10 protein-coding genes are annotated in these 23604 nt (G+C 48.8%); 8 read left to right on the forward strand and 2 right to left on the reverse strand.

Annotation, left to right across the window (positions count from 1 at the left end):
- Positions 1–345: 345 nt before the first annotated feature.
- From L5L91_RS02570 to L5L91_RS02605, 8 genes are all read left to right on the forward strand, one after another.
- A complete protein-coding gene (locus tag L5L91_RS02570; protein ID WP_263235600.1) occupies positions 346–1215 on the forward strand; it encodes a transcriptional regulator in 870 nt (289 codons plus the stop codon).
- Positions 1212–9077 carry a type I polyketide synthase gene (locus L5L91_RS02575; RefSeq protein ID WP_263235601.1) on the forward strand — a complete coding sequence of 2622 codons (7866 nt, stop codon included), beginning with the start codon at positions 1212–1214 and terminating at the stop codon, positions 9075–9077. Before L5L91_RS02570 ends, L5L91_RS02575 begins: the two co-directional genes overlap by 4 nt.
- Positions 9074–11275 (forward strand): PfaB family protein, encoded by a 2202-nt coding sequence (locus L5L91_RS02580; RefSeq protein ID WP_263235602.1) that lies wholly within the window; start codon positions 9074–9076, stop codon positions 11273–11275. Before L5L91_RS02575 ends, L5L91_RS02580 begins: the two co-directional genes overlap by 4 nt.
- Positions 11272–17247 carry a beta-ketoacyl synthase N-terminal-like domain-containing protein gene (locus L5L91_RS02585; RefSeq protein ID WP_263235603.1) on the forward strand — a complete coding sequence of 1992 codons (5976 nt, stop codon included), beginning with the start codon at positions 11272–11274 and terminating at the stop codon, positions 17245–17247. Before L5L91_RS02580 ends, L5L91_RS02585 begins: the two co-directional genes overlap by 4 nt.
- Positions 17248–17365: 118 nt before the next feature.
- Positions 17366–19012, forward strand: coding sequence for an eicosapentaenoate synthase subunit PfaD (gene pfaD, locus L5L91_RS02590; RefSeq protein ID WP_263235604.1), 1647 nt, complete (start codon positions 17366–17368; stop codon positions 19010–19012).
- Positions 19013–19367: 355 nt separating this feature from the next.
- Positions 19368–19544 (forward strand): DUF1328 family protein, encoded by a 177-nt coding sequence (locus tag L5L91_RS02595; RefSeq protein WP_028760636.1) that lies wholly within the window; start codon positions 19368–19370, stop codon positions 19542–19544.
- Between the two features lie 25 nt (positions 19545–19569).
- Positions 19570–19764, forward strand: a complete 195-nt coding sequence (locus L5L91_RS02600; protein ID WP_028760637.1) for a hypothetical protein — start codon at positions 19570–19572, stop codon at positions 19762–19764.
- A 144-nt stretch (positions 19765–19908) separates the two neighbouring features.
- A complete protein-coding gene (locus tag L5L91_RS02605) occupies positions 19909–21588 on the forward strand; it encodes a diacylglycerol kinase family protein (RefSeq protein ID WP_263235605.1) in 1680 nt (559 codons plus the stop codon).
- 50 nt (positions 21589–21638) lie between these two features.
- Here the strand turns inward: L5L91_RS02605 and L5L91_RS02610 are convergent, their stop codons facing one another.
- Both L5L91_RS02610 and L5L91_RS02615 read right to left on the reverse strand, forming a co-directional pair.
- Positions 21639–22298, reverse strand: a complete 660-nt coding sequence (locus L5L91_RS02610) for a hypothetical protein (RefSeq protein ID WP_173245898.1) — start codon at positions 22296–22298, stop codon at positions 21639–21641.
- Positions 22299–22517: 219 nt separating this feature from the next.
- Entirely contained in the window at positions 22518–23594 is a 1077-nt protein-coding gene (locus L5L91_RS02615; RefSeq protein WP_263160693.1) for a major royal jelly family protein, read from the reverse strand.
- Positions 23595–23604: the final 10 nt, after the last annotated feature.

The raw sequence follows: 23604 nt of genomic DNA on the forward strand, positions 1-23604 counted from the left end.
AAGCCAATATTGGGCTATTTTACCCCGCTAACCCAAAAAAGCGGCCTTTATCGATCCTAAAAATTTAATTCTTCCACTATCAAAGTATTAAAAAAACCAAGCGGTCAGCGAAAACCCAACATAACGCACAGAAAATACCATTACTCAACGAAAGCCAATAAATTCCAGTCCCAGATGATTGTATCGACCCGAAACCTCAGGTAATCTGCATCCCCATTAAGTGACACAGATGATAAGCACAGGTTTTACGATGAGTGTCACTATGTTCTTCAAGAGTGCCACAGCTGACTCAGCCAAAATGGCTTCTCAGTCCCAATAGATTATGTCGGATGATAATTATTATTAATGGCAGCTCGCGACTCTCAATCTAAAGCGCCGTCTTACGCCCCCAAGAGCACGACTCAAGCGGCGAAAAAAGACAGCGCACCTCGGCATCGCAACGCCACCACCACGCCTGAAATGCGACTCTTTATCCAGCAATCGGATCTGAGCGTCAGCCAGCTGGCAAAAATTTTAAATATTACTGAGGCAACAGTCCGCAAATGGCGGAAGCGTGAGTCCATTAGTAACAGTTCGAACACGCCCCATCACCTCAATACCACGCTCACGCCGATGGAAGAATATGTGGTGGTGGGATTACGCTATCAACTCAAACTCACCTTAGATAGATTGCTCAACGTCACCCAAACCTTTATTAATCCCAATGTGTCGCGCTCCGGCCTTGCCCGTTGCTTAAAGCGCTATGGCATATCGCGGCTCGATGAATTTGAAGCACCGCAAGTTCCCGAACGCTATTTTAATCAATTGCCTGTGACTCAAGGCAGCGATATCCAAACCTATACGGTTAATCCAGAAACCTTGGCCAAAGCCCTCGCATTGCCGAGTACCGACGGCAATACTGTGGTGCAAGTGGTGTCACTCACCATACCGCCGCAGCTCACTGAGCAAGCGCCAAGTTCAGTACTATTAGGCGTAGACACAGCAAGTGATTGGATTTACCTCGATATTTATCAAGACAGTAATACCCAAGCGACCAATAGATATATCGCCTATGTCCTCAGACATGGGCCGTTTCATTTACGAAAGTTGCTCGTTCGCAACTATCACACCTTCTTAGCCCGTTTTCCCGGTGCCCATGGCACGCCAAAGACAAACGCGGCTGAATCCCAAAACAAGGTCACCGTATCCAGGTCGACCCGTGGAGACTCTTTATGAGCCATACCCCTTCTGTACCTAATTCTGCGACTGAGTCAAAAAAAGATAAACGACTCAACAAACGTTTAAAAGATATGCCCGTTGCCATCGTCGGCATGGCCAGCATCTTCGCTAACTCGCGTTATTTAAATAAATTTTGGGATTTGATCAGCGAAAAAATCGATGCCATTACTGACATCCCAGACACCCATTGGCGCGCCGAAGATTACTACGATGCCGACAAAAGCAAAGCCGATAAAAGCTACTGTAAACGCGGTGGTTTTTTACCAGAAGTCGACTTCAATCCAATGGAATTCGGTCTGCCGCCCAATATTCTTGAGCTGACAGATACCTCGCAACTGCTGTCGCTGATTGTCGCCAAAGAAGTGCTTGCCGACGCCAATCTGCCCACCGATTACGATCGTGATCGTATCGGCATTACCCTAGGGGTTGGCGGTGGTCAAAAAATCAGTCAGAGCTTGAACTCGCGCCTGCAATATCCAGTGCTTAAAAAAGTATTCAAAAGCAGCGGCCTGAGCGATGAAGACAGCGAAATGCTGATCAAAAAGTTCCAAGACCAATATATCCACTGGGAAGAGAACTCTTTCCCTGGGTCCTTAGGCAACGTGATTGCAGGCCGTATCGCCAACCGTTTTGATTTTGGCGGCATGAACTGTGTGGTCGATGCTGCCTGTGCGGGCTCGCTCGCTGCTATGCGTATGGCGCTAACTGAACTGACCGAAGGTCGCAGCGACATGATGATCACTGGCGGTGTCTGTACCGATAACTCGCCGTCCATGTACATGAGCTTCTCAAAAACGCCAGCCTTCACCACCAATGAAACCATTCAACCCTTTGATATCGATTCAAAAGGCATGATGATCGGCGAAGGTATCGGCATGGTCGCGCTTAAACGCCTTGAAGATGCCGAGCGCGATGGCGACCGGATTTATGCCGTCATCAAAGGCGTTGGCGCCTCATCTGACGGTAAGTTTAAGAGTATTTATGCGCCGCGCCCCGAAGGCCAAGCTAAAGCTCTCGAACGCGCTTACGACGATGCAGGTTTTGCCCCGCACAGCATTGGCTTAGTTGAAGCCCATGGCACGGGCACTGCCGCAGGTGATGTGGCTGAATTTAATGGCTTAAAATCAGTATTTGCCCAAGGCAACGACACAAATCAACATATCGCGTTAGGTTCAGTAAAATCCCAAGTGGGCCACACTAAGTCCACCGCAGGTACTGCGGGGGTGATCAAAGCCGCGCTAGCGCTGCACCACAAGGTATTGCCTGCGACCATTAACGTTAGCAAGCCTAATCCAAAACTGAATATCGAAAGCTCACCATTCTATTTAAATACCGAAACTCGCCCATGGTTCCAGCGCGCCGATGCAACGCCGCGCCGTGCTGGTGTAAGCTCCTTTGGTTTTGGCGGCACGAACTTCCATCTTGTATTAGAAGAATACAAACCTGAGCATAGCCGTGACGAGCAATATCGTCAGCGCAGTGTGCCGCAGACGCTATTGTTTGCCGCAGCCAATAAAGCCGCGCTGCTTAGCGAGTTAAAAGCTGCGCTGAGCCAAAGCGTGAACACGAGCGCAAACGCGAATAAGAGCAGTGCTGCGAGCCTGAACGCTATCGCTCAGCAATATCCGCTGCGCCCGCTGGCAGACACAGATGCCCGTTTAGGTTTTGTGGCTAAGGATATCGCTCAGCTGCAAGCTCAGTTAAATCAATCAATTGCGCATTTAGAAAGCGGGCACCTAGAAACCAGTGCAAGCGAGGCGTGGCAATTACCTTCTGGCATCAGCTACCGCGCAAAAGCTTTAGTCACTGAAACCAATAGCAAGAATGACTCCAATAAAGTGGCTGCCCTGTTTGCTGGTCAAGGTTCACAGTACCTGAACATGGGCCGCGAACTCGCCTGCCATTTCCCGGAAATGCGCCAACAAGTGACGGCCAGCGATAAGGTATTTGCTCACCACGGCCAAACGCCGTTATCAAACATCCTTTACCCTATTCCGGCATTCGATGCCGATGCGGTTAAAGCCCAAGAAGCGGCGCTGACCAATACCCTGTTCGCCCAAAGCGCCATAGGCGCGGTTTCAATGGCGCAATATTCGCTATTAACGCAAGCGGGGTTTGCACCCGATATGGTGGCAGGTCACAGCTTTGGTGAATTGTCAGCCCTTTGCGCGGCAGGTGTGATTTCCAATGAAGATTACGTCGAACTGGCCTTCGCCCGTGGGCATGCCATGGCGCAAGTGCCGAGCGATACTGGGACTCAAGTTGATTTAGGAACCATGTTCGCGATTATTCTTAAGCAAAAGAATGATATCGATGCGATCAATAGCTGTTTAGCCCAGTTTGATGGCGTTAAAATTGCCAACTACAACGCGCCGACGCAATTAGTCATCGCAGGTGGCACAGAGCAAACTCAGCTGGCCGCGAAAGCCATTAGTGAACTGGGCTTTAAAGCGATTGCCCTGCCTGTCTCAGGCGCGTTCCATACCCCATTGGTTGGACACGCACAAAAGCCATTTGCCAAAGCCATTGATAAAGCTAAATTCAGCGCGCCTTCAGTCGCACTTTATGCCAACGGTACGGGTCAATTGCACCCAAGCGATGGCAAAGCCATTAAAGCAGAATTCAAACAACACATGCTGCAATCGGTTCGCTTTAGCGAACAACTGCAGGCCATGTATGACGCTGGCGCCCGTGTGTTTGTTGAGTTTGGCCCTAAGAACATACTGCAAAAGTTAGTTGAAAATACCTTAGGTGAACACTTAAATGAGCTTTGCCTTGTCAGCATGAACCCGAATCCTAAGGGCGACAGTGACAGTCAATTACGCTTAGCCGCAGTGCAATTAGCCGTAGCCGGCGTGGCGTTAACTGAGGTTGACCCCTATCAAGCCGTCACGTCACAAGAAATTGCCGAACGTGAAGCGCCATCAGCGATGAACATCAAACTCACTGCCACTAACCATATTAGTGCTGCAACCAAAGCTAAGATGGCTAAATCCCTCGCCACAGGCAGCGTGACTAGCCAAGTGCAATATGTGGATCGCATCGTTGAAACGGTTGTCGAAAGAGAAGTCGAAAAAATCGTTGAGAAAGAAGTCATCGTCGAAAAAGTGGTTGAAAAAATAATAGAAGTGGAAGCGAATCAAGTGGCAACTGTTGAAATGAAACAAAAATCCTCAAGCGTGACGCAAGGCTTAAACAATCACCAGCAACAAGCGACGGCGCAATTGAATCCAAGTACAGCAAGCGTCAGCAGCGATGCGTTAACGGCATTTTTCAGCGCACAATCTCAAGCGGCTCAGTTACATCAACAGTTTTTAGCTATCCCGCAGCAATACGGCGATACTTTCACGACACTGATGACAGAACAAGCCAAGATGGCAAGCCTTGGCATTGCAATCCCTGAAAGCCTGCAACGCTCGATGGAAATGTTCCACCAGCATCAAGCGCAAACCCTGCAAAGCCACGCCGAATTTATGCAACTGCAAAGCAGTAGCAGCCAAGCGGCCTTGGCCATGCTAAACAATGCGCCGATTAACTTTACTCCAGCAGTTGCAAGTCAGCCACGAGCAACTGCGTCGGCTCCTGCACCTGTTGCTGCAACGACAATGCCACATAATGCTGCACCAGTAGCGGCTCAAGCTGTTGCGACGAGACCCGCAGTTAGCACACCTGTTGCGCCTGTTGTGCAAACCGCTCCCGTTGCTTATGCACCAGCTGTGACTGTACAAGTTGCGCCAGCAGCTCCTGCCGCTCCAGCATTAGTCATGCCTGCTGTAGTGATGCCAGAAGTGACACCTGCGGCACCAGCAACGAGCGGCTTAAGTGCAGCGTTAGTGCAACAAACCATGATGGCTGTGGTGGCCGATAAAACAGGCTATCCCACTGAAATGCTAGAGCTTGGCATGGATATGGAAGCCGATTTAGGTATCGATTCGATTAAGCGCGTTGAAATCTTAGGCACAGTGCAAGACGAACTGCCGGGCTTACCTGAGCTCAGCCCAGAAGATCTGGCCGAATGTCGTACCTTAGGTGAAATCGTTGACTACATGCAAAGTAAGCTTACACAAAATGACAAGCTTCCAGCAGTGGGTTCAATTATCGTAGCGCCTATTACTGCTGCAAATGTGGCAACTCAAGTGGCAACAGCCGCACCTGCCGTTAACGGTTTAAGCGCTGCGTTAGTACAACAAACCATGATGGCTGTGGTTGCCGACAAGACAGGCTACCCCACTGAAATGCTGGAACTCAGCATGGACATGGAAGCTGATCTAGGTATCGATTCCATCAAGCGCGTTGAAATCTTAGGTACAGTGCAAGACGAACTGCCCGGCTTACCTGAACTCAGCCCAGAAGATCTGGCCGAGTGTCGTACCTTAGGCGAAATCGTTAACTACATGCAAAGTAAGCTTACACAAAATGACAAGCTGCCAGCTGCGGGATCAGTTATCGTAGCAACTCATGTGACAACTGCCGCGCCTGCCGCCAGCGGTTTAAGCGCTGCGTTAGTACAACAAACCATGATGGCTGTGGTGGCTGACAAGACAGGCTATCCGACTGAAATGCTGGAACTCAGCATGGATATGGAAGCCGATCTTGGTATCGATTCCATCAAGCGCGTTGAAATCTTAGGTACAGTGCAAGATGAACTGCCGGGTTTACCTGAGCTGAATCCTGAAGATCTGGCCGAGTGTCGCACCTTAGGTGAAATCGTTGACTACATGAACAGCAAACTACCTGCGGTTGGCTCGACTTCAACTACAACAGCAGCACAGGTCACTGTTACCGCTACAATAAATAACGGCTTAAGTGCTGAAAAAATCCAACAAACCATGATGTCAGTAGTGGCCGACAAGACGGGCTATCCCACTGAAATGCTGGAACTCAGCATGGATATGGAAGCCGATCTAGGTATCGATTCCATCAAGCGCGTTGAAATCTTAGGCACAGTGCAAGACGAGCTACCGGGTTTGCCTGAACTCAATCCTGAAGATCTGGCCGAGTGTCGCACCTTAGGTGAAATCGTTGCACTCTTTTCGAAAGAAATAGGGCAAAGCAAGCTAGGCCAAAACGCGGTAAGCCAGAATGCCGCGCCAGTTAGCGCTGTCGTTCAGCCTGAACCTACTATCGATTTACCGCCACACAGTGAGGTGGTGCTAAAAAAGTTGCCAGCGGCGGCTGAGCTAGCGCAACTATCGCCACAGCAATCGTCAAAGCAATCAGCGCAATCAGCGCAACAAGCTCTAACACGCGTTTTTGCTAAAGATGCCTGCATTATCATTAGCGATGATGGTCACAATGCTGGCGTACTTGCCGAAAAATTGCATGCTCAAGGTCTAACTGTTGCGGTTGTACGCTCGCCAGAAAGCCTTGTGGCCAGTGCATCACCGCTCAATAGCCACATTACCAGCTTCACATTGGCGGCGATTGACGATGCCAGCATCAGCGCAGTGATTAATGAGATCAAAAACTTAGGTACGATTGCAGGCTTTATTCATCTGCAACCACAACATAAAACCTCAGCCGATGCGAAAGGTTTAGTGCTGTCGAATGCCGCCAAGGCATCCGTCGAGCAAGCGTTCTTGTTCGCCAAGCACTTACAACCGTTTTTAACAACAGCAGCAGCAACCGCCAATACTGGCAGCAGCTTTATCAGCGTCAGTCGTATCGACGGTGGCTTTGGTTATCTTAACCACAGCCAAATTGCCCGCAGCGAGTTAAACCAAGCGGCATTGGCAGGTCTGACTAAAACCTTGAGCCACGAGTGGCCAAGCGTGCATTGCCGCGCCTTAGATATCGCGCCAGCACTTGATGCCAAGCAACTGGCCAATGCAGTGATCGCTGAGCTCTTTGCAACCGATAACGTATTGGAAGTCGGTGTTAGCCAAGACGCAGCCCAAGCACTTGAGCGCGTAACCTTAGTTGCTGGCAAGGCTGATACCCGCCACAGCGCGGCAAACTTGACGAGTGCAGATAAAATACTGGTGACCGGTGGCGCAAAAGGCGTGACCTTTGAATGTGCGCTAAGTTTAGCCAAACACAGCAAGGCGCACTTTATCCTTGCTGGCAGAAGCAGCCAACAAGCCATTCCCGCTTGGGCACAAGGTAAAAATAACAGCGAACTTAAAGCCGCAGCTATTGCCCACATTCAAAGCTTGGGCGAGAAACCCACGCCAAAACAAGTGGATGCCTTAGTATGGCCAGTTCAAAGCAGCCTAGAAATTGCAGCAGCACTGCAAGCCTTTACCGCTGTGGGCGCGAGCGCCGAGTACTTAAGTCTCGATGTTAACAATCCAGATGCGATCGCCAGCACTATAGTGCCGATCACTGAGTTGTCGCCTATTACTGGCATCATCCATGGTGCGGGCGTACTCGCCGATAAACACATCCAAGACAAAACCTTAGATGAGTTGGCACGGGTGTATGGCACTAAGGTCACAGGTATAAACAATCTACTTGCCGCACTGGATTTAGATAAATTAAAACTGATTGCCCTATTCTCTTCGGCGGCGGGTTTTTACGGCAATACTGGCCAAAGCGATTACGCCATGTCCAACGACATACTCAACAAAGCCGCACTGCAACTGGCGCAGCAACTGCCAAATGCCAAAGTGATGAGCTTCGATTGGGGTCCGTGGGACGGCGGAATGGTGAATCCAGCGCTGAAAAAGATGTTTATGGACCGCGGGGTTTATGTGATCCCGTTAAAGGCGGGTGCAGAGTTATTTGCGAGCCAATTACTGAGCAACACAGGCGCACAATTGCTGGTCGGTACTGATATGCAAGGCACAGTTCCAAGTGACGAGCAAGCAACTCAAGGTAGCAATCTAAAAAAGCCTGAAGCGGATCTGACCACTGACGCGTCGGATCCGCATGCTTTGGCATCAACACTTGCTGCAATCGCTTTCACGCGACCGCTAACACTGCAGCGCATACTGGACCCTAAGGCAATGATCTTTATTGAAGATCACTGCATTAACGGTAGTCCCGTATTACCGACTGTGTGCGCAATTCAGTGGATGCGTGAAGCCGCCTTTGATGTGCTCAAGCAGCCTGTCAAAGTGCAAAGCTACAAGCTGTTGAAGGGCATTATTTTCGACACTGCCGTGTTACAAAATGGAGTGTTAGGAAGTGCAGCCCCCATCACGCTGGAACTTGAACTAACACCCTTAGTCAATGCACAAGCTAGTGTACAAATTAATGCCTTAATCAGCTTTGAAGGTCGTCCGCAATATCAAGCCATCCTAGTCGTTGATGATGCTGTTGATGACGCGGCGAGAGATAACTTAGCCACTAACAGCAAAGCAACTGCTTTTGACGCGCACAGTTTGGCAGGACTTTCTGCCATCACAACCGCGAGCCGCCTTTACAGCGACGGCACGCTTTTCCACGGCCCAAGACTGCAAGGTATTGAGTCGGTGGTGAAGTTTGACGATGCGAGCTTAGTCGCTAAGGTGAGTCTTCCCCATGTTGCGTTAGCGGACTGCGGGAGTTTTGTGCCCAATCTCACGCCTAAAGGCTCACAAGTTTTTGCAGAAGATTTGTTGCTGCAGGCGATGCTAGTGTGGGCGAGACTCAAATATGGCGCGGCGAGCTTGCCATCAAGCATTGATGAGTTTATCTCCCATGCGCCGTTTGCCTTTGGCGATACAGGTTATCTAGTGCTCGAGGTAGTGAAACACTCTGGCCGTGCCCTTGAAGCCAATATCACGCTGTATCATCAAGATGGTCGTTTAAGCTGCGAGATGAACAACGCCAAAGTCACCATCAGCAAAAACCTCAACGGTGCATTCTTAGCCAATAAAGTTGCCAATAAAGTTGCGAATAAAAGCATTGAAAGCGTGGAGGCAAAAGTCGAGTGAACTTAGCCTCTCCTTTAGCAACGACAAATAGCGCCAAGCCACTGCGTATTGCAGTGTTGCTTGGCGATGCGCTCAATCTTGACTCTCACTCAGCCCAAGTATTAGGGACGTTTGCGGAACGTGAAAGAGTTCAGATTTGCGCTGCCGATGCCAACCAATCGACAGATCATGAACCGTCAGTGCATGAGCAAAGGTCGCTCACTGCGTTATTAAGCCAAGCAACAACAGCCATTGAGCAAAGCAAGCTCGTTGAACTTAAATTCAATAATGGCAATCTACCCCAGTCTCTGTATTTGCTCGATGGTTTACGCGCCGCCAAACTACGCCTACACGCCCACGCGTTTATCGCTGGTTTTGCCGCTGGTAATGAGGCAAGAGGTGATGCTAATGCGGCTGTTGCTAATGCGGCATTAGCGGCGGCAAAGCGCAATCCAGCACAAACCGTTCAGCATAAGCTCGTCGCCAACACACTCAACGAGGCATTTGTTGCGCTGCGCCAAGGCGTAACCGCCCTCGCTGCGCGAACACAAGCGCCGCTTCATGGCGCAACTGATATTAAAGAGGCAAACGGCACAAATCATCAAGCAGGCTATTGGTTTAGCGACCAACATCAAGCGCGGGTTTTGTGTCTAAATCTTGTAGCAAAAACGTCAAATCAAACGGGTGAGTCTCGAAATCTAAGCCAAAGTATTGTGCTGACCCAAGGCACACAAGTTATCGCGCCCAAAGCTCTTGTTGATGAAAACCGGCTGTTTGTGCCGATAAGTGGTGACAGTATTAATGAGCTAAAAGCAAAACTGTTTCAGTTGCTTAGTTCACTAGAGATTGGCGCACTAAACACGTCATTTGCATCACATCAACTCGCATTCTTGTTTGAACGCTATGATGTCAACGCAACACTGGCATTAGTCTTAATGGCGGCATCAATTGATGACCTCAAACTTGAAGCCAAAGCTATGCTTTCGGCGCTTGAAAATGATTCAGTGCGTCATCATGGTCACCCCTTTAAGACACCAGCGGGTAGCTATTTCACCGCTAAGCCGCTAGGGGATGCGGGGCTGACCTTTGTATATCCCGGCGTTGGCACTGTTTACGCCAATATGTTCAATAACTTGCATGAGTATTTCCCCGCGCTGTATCACCAGCTAGAACGTGAAGGCGATTTAAGCGCCATGCTGCAATCATCGCAGATTTATGCCGCAGATGTAAAAACTGCAGCGGGCATGAGCTTAAGCCAGCAAGCGATTAGTGGCGTGGGCGCCAGTTATCTATTCACTAAACTGTTGACCCAAGTCTTTAATATTAAGCCAAAAATGGCGCTCGGTTACTCAATGGGCGAAGCAGCCATGTGGGCCAGCCTAGATGTGTGGCAAACGCCCCATGCTATGATCAAGGCCACAGAAAATAGCGATATTTTCAACCATGCCATTTCTGGCGAGCTAACCGCAGTACGCCGAGCGTGGCAGCTTAAGGATAATGAATCCATAGTGTGGAACAGCTTTGTGGTGCGCGCTGACAGCAATGAAATCAAAGCATTATTGCCAGAGTTCCCTCGCGCTTACTTAGCCATCATTCAAGGTGATACCTGCGTCATTGCAGGTTGCGAAACAAGCTGCAAAGCCCTGCTTGCCACGTTAGGCAAACGCGGGATTGCCGCCAATCGAGTCACGGCAATGCATACCGCGCCTGCCATGCTAGTCCACGGGCAAGTACAAGATTTCTATACTCAAGCACTAAAGCCTGAGGCGCTGAAACCTAAGGCGCTGGAAGCGGCGGCGCAAGATCTGCCTATTCGCTTTATTAGCGCAGCACAAACTGCGCCAGTAACCGTGGATAGCCACAGCATTGGCCGCGCGATTGCCGATACCTTTTGTTCGCCACTCGACTTTAGTGCGCTCATTCAAAATGCCACTGAGCAAGGTGCAAGACTGTTTGTCGAAGTGGGCGCCGATAGGCAAACCAGCACACTTATCGATAAAATCAGCCATGCCCATGCAGGCCAAAGCACGGTGCACGAGGCAACAGTCGCCATTGCTTGCAATGCCAAGGGTGCCGATGCGATTACCAGCTTACTCAAGTGCTTAGCTCAGCTGATAAGCCACAGAGTGCCACTGTCGCTCGCGCCGCTCATTAAGCCATTAAGTGCTAATGCAGCCCCTTTATCATCAGCTGTATCACCAAAAGGAGAACCCCTGTGAGTTCTCAGCATTCCCCTACGATTGATAAAACTAACGTGCCTACCATTGCGTCAAACCGCGCATCAAAAAGTGCGTCAAAAATTGCGATTGTCGGTCTCGCGACTCAGTATCCTGACGCCGATAATCCACAAACCTTCTGGCAAAATCTGTTGGATAAAAAAGACTCTCGCACCCAAATCAGTCGCGAAAAGCTCAATGCCAATCCCGCCGATTACCAAGGTGTTCAGGGGCAATCTGACCGTTTTTACTGTGATAAAGGCGGCTATATCCAACACTTTGAGTTTGATGCCAAGGGTTATCAACTGCCTGAGTCCGCCTTTGACGGATTAGATGAAAGCTTTTTATGGGCACTCGATTGCAGTCGCAAAGCCCTTCAAGACGCAGGGATTGCACCAAGCGATGCCGTACTGGCGCGCACAGGTATTGTAATGGGAACCTTGTCGTTCCCCACCGCCCGCTCCAACGAACTGTTTTTGCCTCTGTATCATCAAACTGTTGAAAAGGCGCTGCAAAACAAACTTAACCAAAGCGCATTTCAGCTGACTGACTTTGGCAACTCAGTTAACGATCTCAATGCCAATAGCCAAGCCTTAAACGTCGCCAATGGCGCCGTTGCTCACACAGCCTCAAAGCTAGTCAGCGATGCACTCGGTTTGGGTGGCACCCAGTTGAGTCTGGACGCCGCCTGCGCCAGCTCGGTTTATGCACTCAAACTCGCCTGCGATTACCTAACAACTGGCAAGGCCGACATGATGCTTGCGGGCGCAGTATCGGGCGCCGATCCCTTTTTTATCAACATGGGATTCTCAATTTTCCACGCCTACCCAGATCACGGTATTTCAGCGCCCTTTGATAGCAATAGCAAGGGCTTATTCGCTGGAGAAGGCGCTGGGGTGTTAGTCTTAAAACGCTTAGAAGATGCCGAGCGCGATGGCGACAACATCTATGCCGTCGTCAGCGGCATTGGTTTGTCGAACGACGGTAAAGGCCAGTTTGTATTAAGCCCCAACAGCAAGGGCCAAGTGCAAGCCTTCGAGCGCGCCTATAGTGCGGCAAACACACTGCCCGCCAATATCGAAGTGATTGAATGCCATGCCACAGGCACGCCGCTTGGGGATAAGGTCGAACTCGCTTCGATGGAACGCTTTTTTGAGGACAAACTCGCGGGCTCTGCGGTGCCGCTGATCGGTTCGGCAAAATCCAACTTAGGCCATTTACTCACAGCCGCGGGCATGCCGGGGATCATGAAGATGATTTTTGCCATGCGCTCGGGTCGACTGCCGCCAAGTATTAACTTATCAGCGCCGATATCTTCGCCTAAGGGCTTGTTTAGCGCTAAAAATCTGCCAACAGAGTTGCATGCTTGGCCAGATAAAGCCGGCAATGACCGCCGCCACGCGGGTGTTTCTGTGTTTGGTTTTGGCGGCTGTAACGCGCATTTATTGCTGGAATCCTATGCTGCCAATACAAACAAAAAGAGTGAACAACCGGCTGCTACTGTAAGTTATCAGCACACACCATTAAATATCATTGGCTTAGCATCACACTTCGGGCCTTTATCCTCCATAAATGCACTGGATAAAACGATAAGCGCGAAGCAAGATACTTTTATCCCGCTACCCGCTAAACGTTGGAAAGGCTTAGATAAACATCCTGAGATCTTAGCTAACTTTGGCTTGCCTTCTGTCCCGCAAGGCGCCTATATCGACCAGTTCGATTTTGACTTCCTGCGCTTTAAAGTGCCGCCCAATGAGGATGATCGCCTGATCTCCCAGCAACTGCTGCTGATCAAAGTGGCCGATGAAGCGATCCGTGATGCCAACTTAAAACCCGGTGGCAAGGTTGCTGTATTAGTAGCGATGGAAACCGAACTGGAATTACACCAGTTCCGTGGCCGCGTAAATCTGCACACTCAACTGGCAGACAGTCTTAAAAAACAAGGGATAACACTCACACAAGCCGAGTATCTCGCCCTTGAAAAGATCGCCATGGACAGTGTGCTCGATGCCGCCAAACTGAACCAATACACCAGTTTTATTGGCAACATCATGGCGTCACGTATCGCATCCCTTTGGGACTTTAACGGCCCTGCCTTTACCATTTCGGCGGCGGAGCAATCGGTCGCCCGCTGTATCGATGTGGCCGAAAATCTGTTGTCCCAAGAATCCTTAGATGCCGTAGTGATCGCCGCCGTCGATTTAAGTGGCAGTTTAGAGCAAGTGATCCTTAAAAACGCCGTATCGCCAGTGGCATTTACTGCCACTGACACAGGCTGGAAAGTCGGTGAAGGTGCTGGCGCGTTAGTGCTCACAACAGCGCAATCAAGTGCAGCCCAGCCAAGTAATGCCGCTGACAATGCTAATGCCAATAGCAGCTATGGCGACAGTTATGGTCACATCAGCGGCCAAGTATTTGGCGCGATTTGTGACATACAAGGTAATAGCAACACTGCGCGTATTTGCGATGACTTGCTAACCCAAGCCAAGGTGAATAGCAGCCAGATTAACTTGATTGAAACCAGTATTGCGGTTGAGCAACTTGCCGATTCAGAGCTGGTACTCAATACCCTGTTGCCGAGTGTGAACCAGCGCAGCCAAGCTGCTGATACCCTAGGCCACAACTTTGCCGCTGCGGGTATGGCGAGTATTTTGAGCGCGCTGCTTCAGCTTAAAAATCATGGGCAATTAAAAAACCAAGTACAGCAACAAGCTAATCAAGTGCAGCACGCGCTCGTAGCGACGTTTAGCCAAGGTAAATGCTCGCAGTTACTGCTCAGCCAAAGTGCCACGCAAGCGCACAGTTTGCAGCAAAGGCTTGAACAAGACTTAACGCTTTCAGAGCAAAAACACTTAATAAAACAAGTAACGCTCGGTGGCCGCGATATCTATCAGCATATTCTGGATACGCCGTTGGCGGACCTTGATGCTATACAACAAAAAGCCCGAGCCATGACAGCACTGCCAGCGCGCAGCCAACGCAAACATTTGGCCCAAATAGCTAGCAAAGACACGAATAGCTTTGCAACAAGCAGCCCAACCACGGCTCAACAAAAAGAGACATTAAGCAGCATGCCAATTAATGCCCTAAGCACGCCCAATAAAAACGCCGCTCAAGCAGAGCTAAAAGACACGGCATTTTTAAGCAATCAGCAACTCGCCCGTGAAGCCCATTTAGCCTTTTTACAAAGCCGTGCTGAAGGCTTGAAACTGGCCGATGCCTTGATGAAAGCCCAGCTTGCCAGCGAGTTAGCCGTCAATGGCCAAGCTGCGCCAGTACAACAGCAAGCCATTGTTCAGGCATCTGCGACAGCGGTTCTTCCACATCCTGCGCTTTATCCAAACCATGCAAAAGTGCCTCTGTACACGCCGCCAACACCGATAAGCAAGCCTTGTATTTGGGATTATGCGGATTTAGTCGAGTACGCCGAAGGCGATATCGCTAACGTCTTTGGCCAAGATTACGCCATTATCGACAGCTATTCGCGCCGTGTACGTCTGCCAACCACAGACTATTTACTGGTATCTCGGGTAACGAAATTAAACGCCCAGATGAACCAATATCAGCCTTGCACTATGACCACAGAATACGACATTCCTGTGGACGCGCCGTATTTGGTCGATGGTCAAATTCCGTGGGCCGTGGCCGTTGAATCGGGTCAATGCGACTTAATGCTGATCAGCTACTTAGGTATCGACTTTGAAAATAAAGGCGAGCGCGTTTATCGTCTGCTCGATTGCACCCTGACCTTCCTTGGCGACTTACCGCGCGGTGGCGACACCCTGCGCTACGACATTTCCATCAATCACTTTGCCCGCAATGGCGATACCTTGTTGTTCTTCTTCTCCTACGAATGTTTCGTGGGCGACAAGCTGATCCTGAAAATGGATGGCGGCTGTGCCGGCTTCTTCACCGATAAAGAACTGGCCGACGGCAAAGGCGTTATTCACACCGAAGCCGAAATCAAAGCGCGCAACCTTGCCTTGAACAATCCGAATAAGCCGCGCTTTAATCCGTTACTGAACTGCGCGCAAAACCAATTTGATTACAGCCAAATCCATAAACTGCTCGGCGCGGATATCGGTGGCTGTTTTGGCGGTGCACACGCGGCGCATCAAGCCCAATATGGGTTGCAGCCCTCTTTATGTTTTGCATCTGAAAAATTCCTGATGATTGAACAGGTCAGCAATCTTGAGGTGCATGGCGGCGCGTGGGGCTTAGGTTCAGTTCAAGGCCATAAGCAGCTCGAAGCCGATCATTGGTATTTCCCGTGTCATTTCAAGGGCGACCAAGTGATGGCGGGATCATTAATGGCCGAAGGCTGTGGTCAATTACTACAATTCTTTATGCTGCATATTGGGATGCATGCCAGTACAGAAGAAGGGGGCGTCAAAAACGGTCGTTTCCAACCGCTAGAAAACGCGTCACAAAAAGTGCGCTGTCGCGGTCAAGTCTTGCCGCAATCTGGCCTGCTCACCTATCGCATGGAAATCACCGAAATCGGTATGAGCCCGCGCCCGTATGCTAAGGCGAATATCGATATTTTGCTCAATGGCAAAGTGGTCGTGGATTTCCAAAACCTTGGGGTGATGATCAAAGAAGAAGCCGAATGCACCCGCTACCTCGCGGATAACGATGCCAGCACAGTTAACCATGTAGCTAGCCATGCTGCCAAGAATGCTGCTTCAGCGGCGCCGCTTACCTCTGCATCCTTAGCTGCGCCACTGATGGCACAGTTGCCTGATTTAACTGCGCCAACCAATAAAGGCGTAGTGCCGCTTAAGCATGTGAGCGCGCCGATTGCGCCAGCGGATTCAAAGTACGCCAACCGCGTGCCCGATACCCTGCCGTTCACGCCGTATCACATGTTCGAATTTGCCACGGGCGATATCGAAAACTGCTTCGGCCCCGATTTCAGCATCTATCGCGGCCTTATTCCACCGCGCACGCCTTGCGGAGATTTGCAGCTCACGACTCGCGTCATTGCGATTGACGGCAAACGCGGCGAGCTGAAAAAGCCCTCTTCATGTATCGCTGAATACGAAGTGCCCGCAAACGCTTGGTATTACGATAAAAACAGCCATCACGCCGTGATGCCCTATTCTGTGCTGATGGAGATATCACTGCAGCCAAACGGTTTTATCTCAGGTTATATGGGCACCACCTTGGGCTTCCCCGGCCAAGAGCTGTTTTTCCGTAACTTAGACGGCAGCGGTAAGCTGCTGCGCCATGTGGATTTACGTGGCAAAACCATAGTGAACGACTCACGTTTGTTATCGACTGTAATTGCTGGCAGCAACATCATCCAGAATTTCAGTTTTGAATTAAGCTGCGATGGCGAGCCTTTCTACCAAGGTAAAGCGGTATTTGGTTACTTCAAGGGCGATGCGCTGAAAAACCAGTTAGGCATAGACAACGGCAAGACAACTCAGCCTTGGCATGTGCAAAATGGCATAGCCGCCGATAGCCAAATCAATCTGTTAGATAAACAACATCGCAGCTTTAATGCACCAAAAGGTCAACCACATTACCGTTTAGCGGGCGGTCAGCTTAACTTTATCGACAAAGCCGATATAGTGAAAACCGGCGGTAAAGCGGGCCTTGGCTATTTATACGCCGAGCGCACCATTGACCCGAGTGATTGGTTCTTCCAATTCCACTTCCATCAAGATCCTGTGATGCCAGGCTCATTAGGGGTTGAAGCCATTATCGAGCTGATGCAAACCTATGCGATTGACCAAGACCTTGGCGCTGGCTTTAAAAATCCAAAATTTGGGCAGATTTTATCGGATATCAAATGGAAATATCGCGGCCAAATTAACCCATTAAACAAGCAGATGTCGCTGGATGTGCACATTACCAGCGTGACAGACGACAATGGCAAACGCATCATTATGGGCGATGCCAACTTGAGTAAAGATGGCCTGCGAATTTATGAAGTTAAAGATATCGCCATCTGTATTGAAGAAGCTTAATACGCTAAATTCTGTTTATTGAATAACTTAAAAATAATCCTGCCGCTGCGTTGGCTTTTACACCCGAACTTTTTACCCAGGTAATAGCAACGCAGCAGCAATAAAAACGAGACCCAAGATGACTAGCCATACTCTAGATCAATTCAATAGCAATAACGAAAAACTCAGCCCTTGGCCGTGGCAAGTCAACGATGCCGCGCTGAGCTTTGATATCGACGCATTAGGCAAAAAACTCAAAGATTTAAGCCAAGCCTGTTACTTAGTGAATCACAGTGAAAAAGGCTTAGGCATAGCGCAAACGGCCGAAGTCACCACAAGCGACAGCCAAGCGCCACTGGGCTCACACCCCGTCAGCGCCTTTGCGCCCGCCCTTGGCACCCAAAGTTTAGGCGACAGTAATTTTCGCCGCGTACACGGGGTTAAATACGCTTACTACGCTGGCGCTATGGCCAACGGTATTGCCTCGGAAGAACTGGTTATCGCGCTGGGCCAAGCGGGCATTTTGTGTTCGTTTGGCGCGGCGGGGTTAATCCCATCCCGCGTTGAAGCGGCCATTACTCGCATTCAAGCGGCGCTACCCAATGGTCCTTACGCCTTTAATTTAATTCACAGCCCAAGTGAGCCCGCATTAGAGCGCGGCAGTGTTGAGTTATTCTTAAAACATAAAGTGCGCACGGTCGAAGCCTCGGCATTTTTAGGTTTAACGCCGCAAATCGTTTATTACCGCGCAGCAGGTTTGAGCCGCGACGAACATGGCGAAATAGTCATTGGCAACAAAGTCATCGCAAAAATCAGCCGCACCGAAGTCGCGACTAAGTTTATGGAGCCAGCGCCGGCCAAAATCCTCCAGCAATTAGTGAGTGACGGCCTTATCAGCCAAGACCAAATGGTGATGGCGCAACTCGTGCCCATGGCGGATGACATCACGGCCGAAGCCGACTCAGGCGGCCATACCGACAATCGTCCATTAGTCACGCTATTACCGACGATTTTGGCGCTCAAAGATGAAATCCAAGCTAAGTATCAATACAAGACGCCCATCCGTGTGGGCGCTGGCGGTGGCGTCGGTACTCCCGATGCTGCATTAGCCACCTTCAACATGGGCGCGGCCTTTATCGTCACAGGTTCAATCAACCAAGCCTGCGTCGAAGCGGGCGCGAGTGAACACACACGTAAGTTGCTCGCCACCACAGAAATGGCCGATGTGACTATGGCGCCTGCCGCCGATATGTTCGAAATGGGCGTGAAATTACAAGTGGTTAAGCGCGGCACTCTGTTCCCGATGCGCGCCAATAAGCTGTATGAGATCTACACCCGTTACGATTCGATTGATGCCATCCCTGTGGACGAGCGTAAAAAGCTCGAAGAGCAAGTGTTCCGCTCATCACTCGATGATATTTGGGCGGGCACTGTCGCCCACTTTAACGAGCGCGATCCTAAGCAAATCGAGCGTGCATTGGATAACCCCAAACGTAAGATGGCGCTGATTTTCCGCTGGTATTTGGGTCTTTCGAGCCGCTGGTCAAACACAGGTGAAGTCGGCCGCGAAATGGATTACCAAATTTGGGCAGGCCCAGCGCTCGGCGCATTTAATGCGTGGGCGAAAGGCAGTTATTTAGATGACTATAAGGCCCGTAATGCGGTGGATTTAGCCAAACATTTAATGGTGGGCGCGGCGTATCAATCCCGCATTAACTTGCTGTTATCCCAAGGCGCGAGCATTCCGGTTAGCCTGCAACGCTGGAAACCATTAAATCGTTTTTAAACGTATTTAGCTCCTATCATCTTGTATTATAAGATCATAATATCTTCAAGCCGACACAAACTCACAGTGTCGGCTTTTATTTATCTTTACTTATGAACGACATCAGCTCACAGTCTTTGATTCAACGTATTAGGCTGAAACTCTTACCGAAGCTTAGGTAAAAATTGCCTACCCCTCTTTTAATTCACTCACACCATTTTAAATAAAATGATTTAAATTATATTTAAAATCAATTAACTACTTAAAATTTTTAAAGTTGGCATTAAGATCGCAATCAAGTAAGAGCCATTAGCCGTTACCTTACAAGTGACACAAACGGTCATGCGAAGGATTAATACAAGGGCAGGAGGTTATTATGCTAGGTTGGACATTAGTATTTCTAGTTGTTGCCGTGATTGCCGGGTTGTTAGGATTTGCTGGGATTGCTGGCGCAGCGGCGGGAATAGCGAAAATCATTTTCTTCATATTTATTGTGTTATTAGTGATTTCTCTGCTGATCAATGCCCTTAAGGGTAAATCACCGCGACTATAATTTTTTTTTAGAAAAGGAGATAGATATGAAACCATTTACCCTGATGACAAGTGCTGCATTCGCATTATTACTCGCCCTAGGTTTAACGGCCTGTAGTGATAACAAAGCCGAAGACGCGGGCGAAAAAATCGATGAAGTGATGACTGATACAGGTAACGCTATCGAAGATGCCTGTGAAGAAGTCAAAGAAGGTGTTAAAGCTAAAGATACTAAGTGCTAAACAAACCTGACTTTAGGGTGGCAATAGACTCGTCTATTGCCACTCTTTTGGTTTAGACTCGCTCATTTCTGCATCTCTCATCTCGACATCTATCCATTCAAGTGCAACGATTTTAACCAAGAACAATGGCATTGGAGGACTTGCATGCTAACGAAGATCCACATCAAATATTTGTACACTGCAGGTGCAGTATTGTTAGCCTATTTTGCAGTAACAGACACTTCTCCCCTGCTCACTTTCATTTGTGCATGGACAAGTCTGTCACTGTTTTTAGTCGGTTCAGCCTATTGGTTTAATCTCGCCAGTATTTTTAGAAAACGCCAAGATGGCACTATTCCTTGGTATATTCGTTGGGGTTTTATTCCCTTTTTATTAGGTAGTCGACTCTATAACCACTGGGCCAGAAAATACGATTCAGTACCGCCCATGCAAAGGATTGATGAACATCTGTATCTCGGCTGTAGACTCTTTTCCGCAGATCTGGAAAAGATTAAAGCCAATAAGATCACTGCCATTCTGGATGTCACCGCTGAATTTGATGGCTTAGATTGGTCGCAATTTGAAGATCATATCGAGTATTTAAATATTCCCATCCTCGACCATAGCGTACCGACCAGCGCCCAACTCAATCAAGCCGTTAACTGGCTGCACCGCCAAGTGCGCGCCAATAAACAGGTACTCATCCACTGTGCTATGGGTCGTGGCCGCTCAGTGCTGGTACTCGCCGCTTATTTGGTTTGTAAAGATAAACAACAGCACTTCGCCGAAGTACTGCAGCAGATAAAGCAAATTCGCAAAACCGCTGGCTTAAACAAATGGCAATTACGCGCGCTCGATCGCATGCTAAGTCAAGGGAAAATTAACATCCACAAAGTGGCGTGGATTATCGCCAACCCAGTCTCTGGTGGCGGGAAATGGCAAGAATACAGCGAGCAAATCCAAGATGAACTTAAAGCCTATTTTGACCTGACTTTAAAACTCACAACAGCAGACGAAACCGCAAATGTCTTCGCCGAGCAAGCCCGTAATGCAGGCGCAGATATCATTATCGCCTGTGGTGGCGATGGTACTGTGACTGAAGTGGCCTCTCAAATCGTTGATACGGATATCGTCTTAGGCATCATTCCTCTTGGCACAACTAATGCCCTCAGTCATGCCCTCTTTGGTTTAGGCAGTAAGCTTATTCCTATCTCTCAGGCGCTGGATAATATTATTCAAGGGCATTGCCAAGCCATTGATACCGCGCGTTGTAATGAGGCGTTAGTGTTGTTGCTTGTGGGCATAGGGTTTGAGCAACAAATGATTGAATCCGCAAACCGTGAGCGTAAAAATGCCCTCGGCCAGTTTGCCTACCTCGATGGCTTATGGCGCGCAGTGAATGCCGATATCACTTTAACCATCCAGCTCAGCTTAGATGATGCAAAACCCACAACATTGACGACCCATAGCCTAATCGTTGCCAATGCCGCACCGTTTACCAGCGTGTTGGCGCAGGGCGATGGCGAACCAAACATGACCGACGGTTTGCTCGACATTACTTGGTTGGATGCTGGCGATGAACCCAAAGAGCAGTTGCTTAGCCTCGCTGAATTAGCGATTGCAGGATGGGTAAAAGAAGGCAATAAAAATGTGCGAGATCAACAAGCGAGTGCAAGTAAAGTCCATCATGCACATGCTAAAAAGGTCACCATCAGCAGCCAGCCTAAGTGTAAATATGTGATTGATGGTGAAGTATTTGAGCCAGCGGATCTCACTATTGAAGTCCAGCCAGCATCTCTTAAAGTGTTTGTTCCTTATCAGGAAACCACAGAGCAAGATGAGTGATCGTTGTGGAGGACATCCAGCCTAACTTTTTAGGCTGGATGACTGGGCATTTATAGAACGAACAAAAAATATAAAATATTCAACAAAATAAATATAACCAGCAGAACCAGTACCCGCATGAAATTAAATTCACTACCTTTGGGAAGTGATTTTTGAGTGGTGTTACTAAAATCCTGAAATTTACAGTCTATTGCCTGCGCACATTGCTGTAGAACTTGTTGTAATTCCTTTCTATCAGTACTGTCACCCAATATCAATTGAGCACCGTTGGGCTGGTGCAATTCTAAATAAGCCAGATAATGTTGGACAGTATCTTCCGCTTGGCGATTGCGGCTGATCTGATGCCAGCGGGTGATTTGCAGCTGATAAAGTTGCACTGCTTTGATGTCCGAAAAGGCATAGGAACGCCACCGCCACAATCCCATATACCTCCCATTGAATAAACCTTTACCGAGCCACAATTGCTGTTGCTCAGCATCTAACCAACACTGTTGCTGAACAAACGCAGTCGGTAACACGGGTAACAATAGAAACAGTGTTACCCAGCCGAGAACGAGCTGTAGTATCGGATCGGGTTGTAAATAGGTTGCTCTGGCGCAGAGTAAACCAAGCAGTAATAACCCAGCAGCAAACAGCCATAATAGAGGTCGGTACTGAGTACTCAGAGTTTGAATATAAAATGCATTTTTAGAAGGTTGATTGAGTTTCACTGAACTTGTTCCTTGTTCCTTGTTCCAAAAATTATCTCACCATTCAATATTGACCTGTGCCAGTAACAATAAGAGGCATTGATAGTTTGCACAATCAACACCTAACTCATTTCTAGACGCTTTCGAGTTAAACCAAAGACTCACATCAACGTAAATACCAGTTGCGATATAACTCATACTGCAAATATAAGCTGCAACTTTGCAGTTGCAGCTAAGGTGTTATTGACCCGCAGCAGTATCCTCACCGGTCCAGAGTCGCATGATGCGATAAGGCGGTTTGGCTGTTTCGGCTTTTCCATTAAAGGCTTTTGCTTTATGCAATTGATTCACTGAAATATATAACCAGCCTGTTTCACCAAATTGCACACTATCTGGAAAATCCAGTAGTGGAGAACTGACCGCTGTTGTTAGTGTGCCTTTGTTATCTAGCATGGAAATGGCATTGTGGTTCAAATTGGTAAAGTAATGATTACCTTGTTTGGACGTTGCTGCGCCATCTGATACAGGCTTGGCTCCGACTAATTTTACCGTGGCGATAATTTTATCATTATTGCCTGTTTGTAAAGCTGCAGTCGATAACTGATACCAGTGAGTGCCATTCATTGCACCATAATAGAGTGTACTTCCGTCGGCAGATAAACTGATTGGATTGACCGCTACACTGGCGACTTTGCCATTAAACAATGTTGTTTTGTTATCTATGTTCATTACTGCATCCGTTTCGGCCTGCAGCGAGCTATGACCTGAAAAACGTATTGTATGACCATCGTCGATACGCACCGCTAAGAGGCCAGGGTTGGCGATATCAGCTAAATAAATCCAGCCTTTTTGAGAGTCGACAACCAAATCCTGCATAAAGCTGCCTTTAGGCGCGAGAGCTTGTGGTAGGACGATTTGTTTATATAGACTGCCGTCCTTAATGTTGAATCCCCAAATCCTTGTTTGGCCTAATTCTAACCCCATATCTGCGGTCCAGAGGTGTCCAGCCTTGTCCTGAGCAATACCTAATAAGGTATCAAATTGAGCAGTATTGGCTGTCGATGTTTTTTGCAAATCCATTGAAGGCCAAGCTTTATAAGCGTTGGTCTCACGATTAACTTCAATCAATTGCAAACCTGATGGTGTATCAAATGGATGTACTGTGGCAAAAATCCGACCTTGTGCAGTGACGCTGACATTGCCAGGTCGTATTGGCAATTCAGCGACTGTTTCAAGACTTCCTACTGCTGGGGTGGCGTTTACAAAACTACTGGCTGTCAAAGAAAGCCATAATGCTGTTGTTAATAAGTGTTTCATATTCTATCTC

This window comes from Shewanella sp. SM55, from assembly GCF_025654025.1.
Lineage (GTDB): Bacteria > Pseudomonadota > Gammaproteobacteria > Enterobacterales > Shewanellaceae > Shewanella > Shewanella oncorhynchi.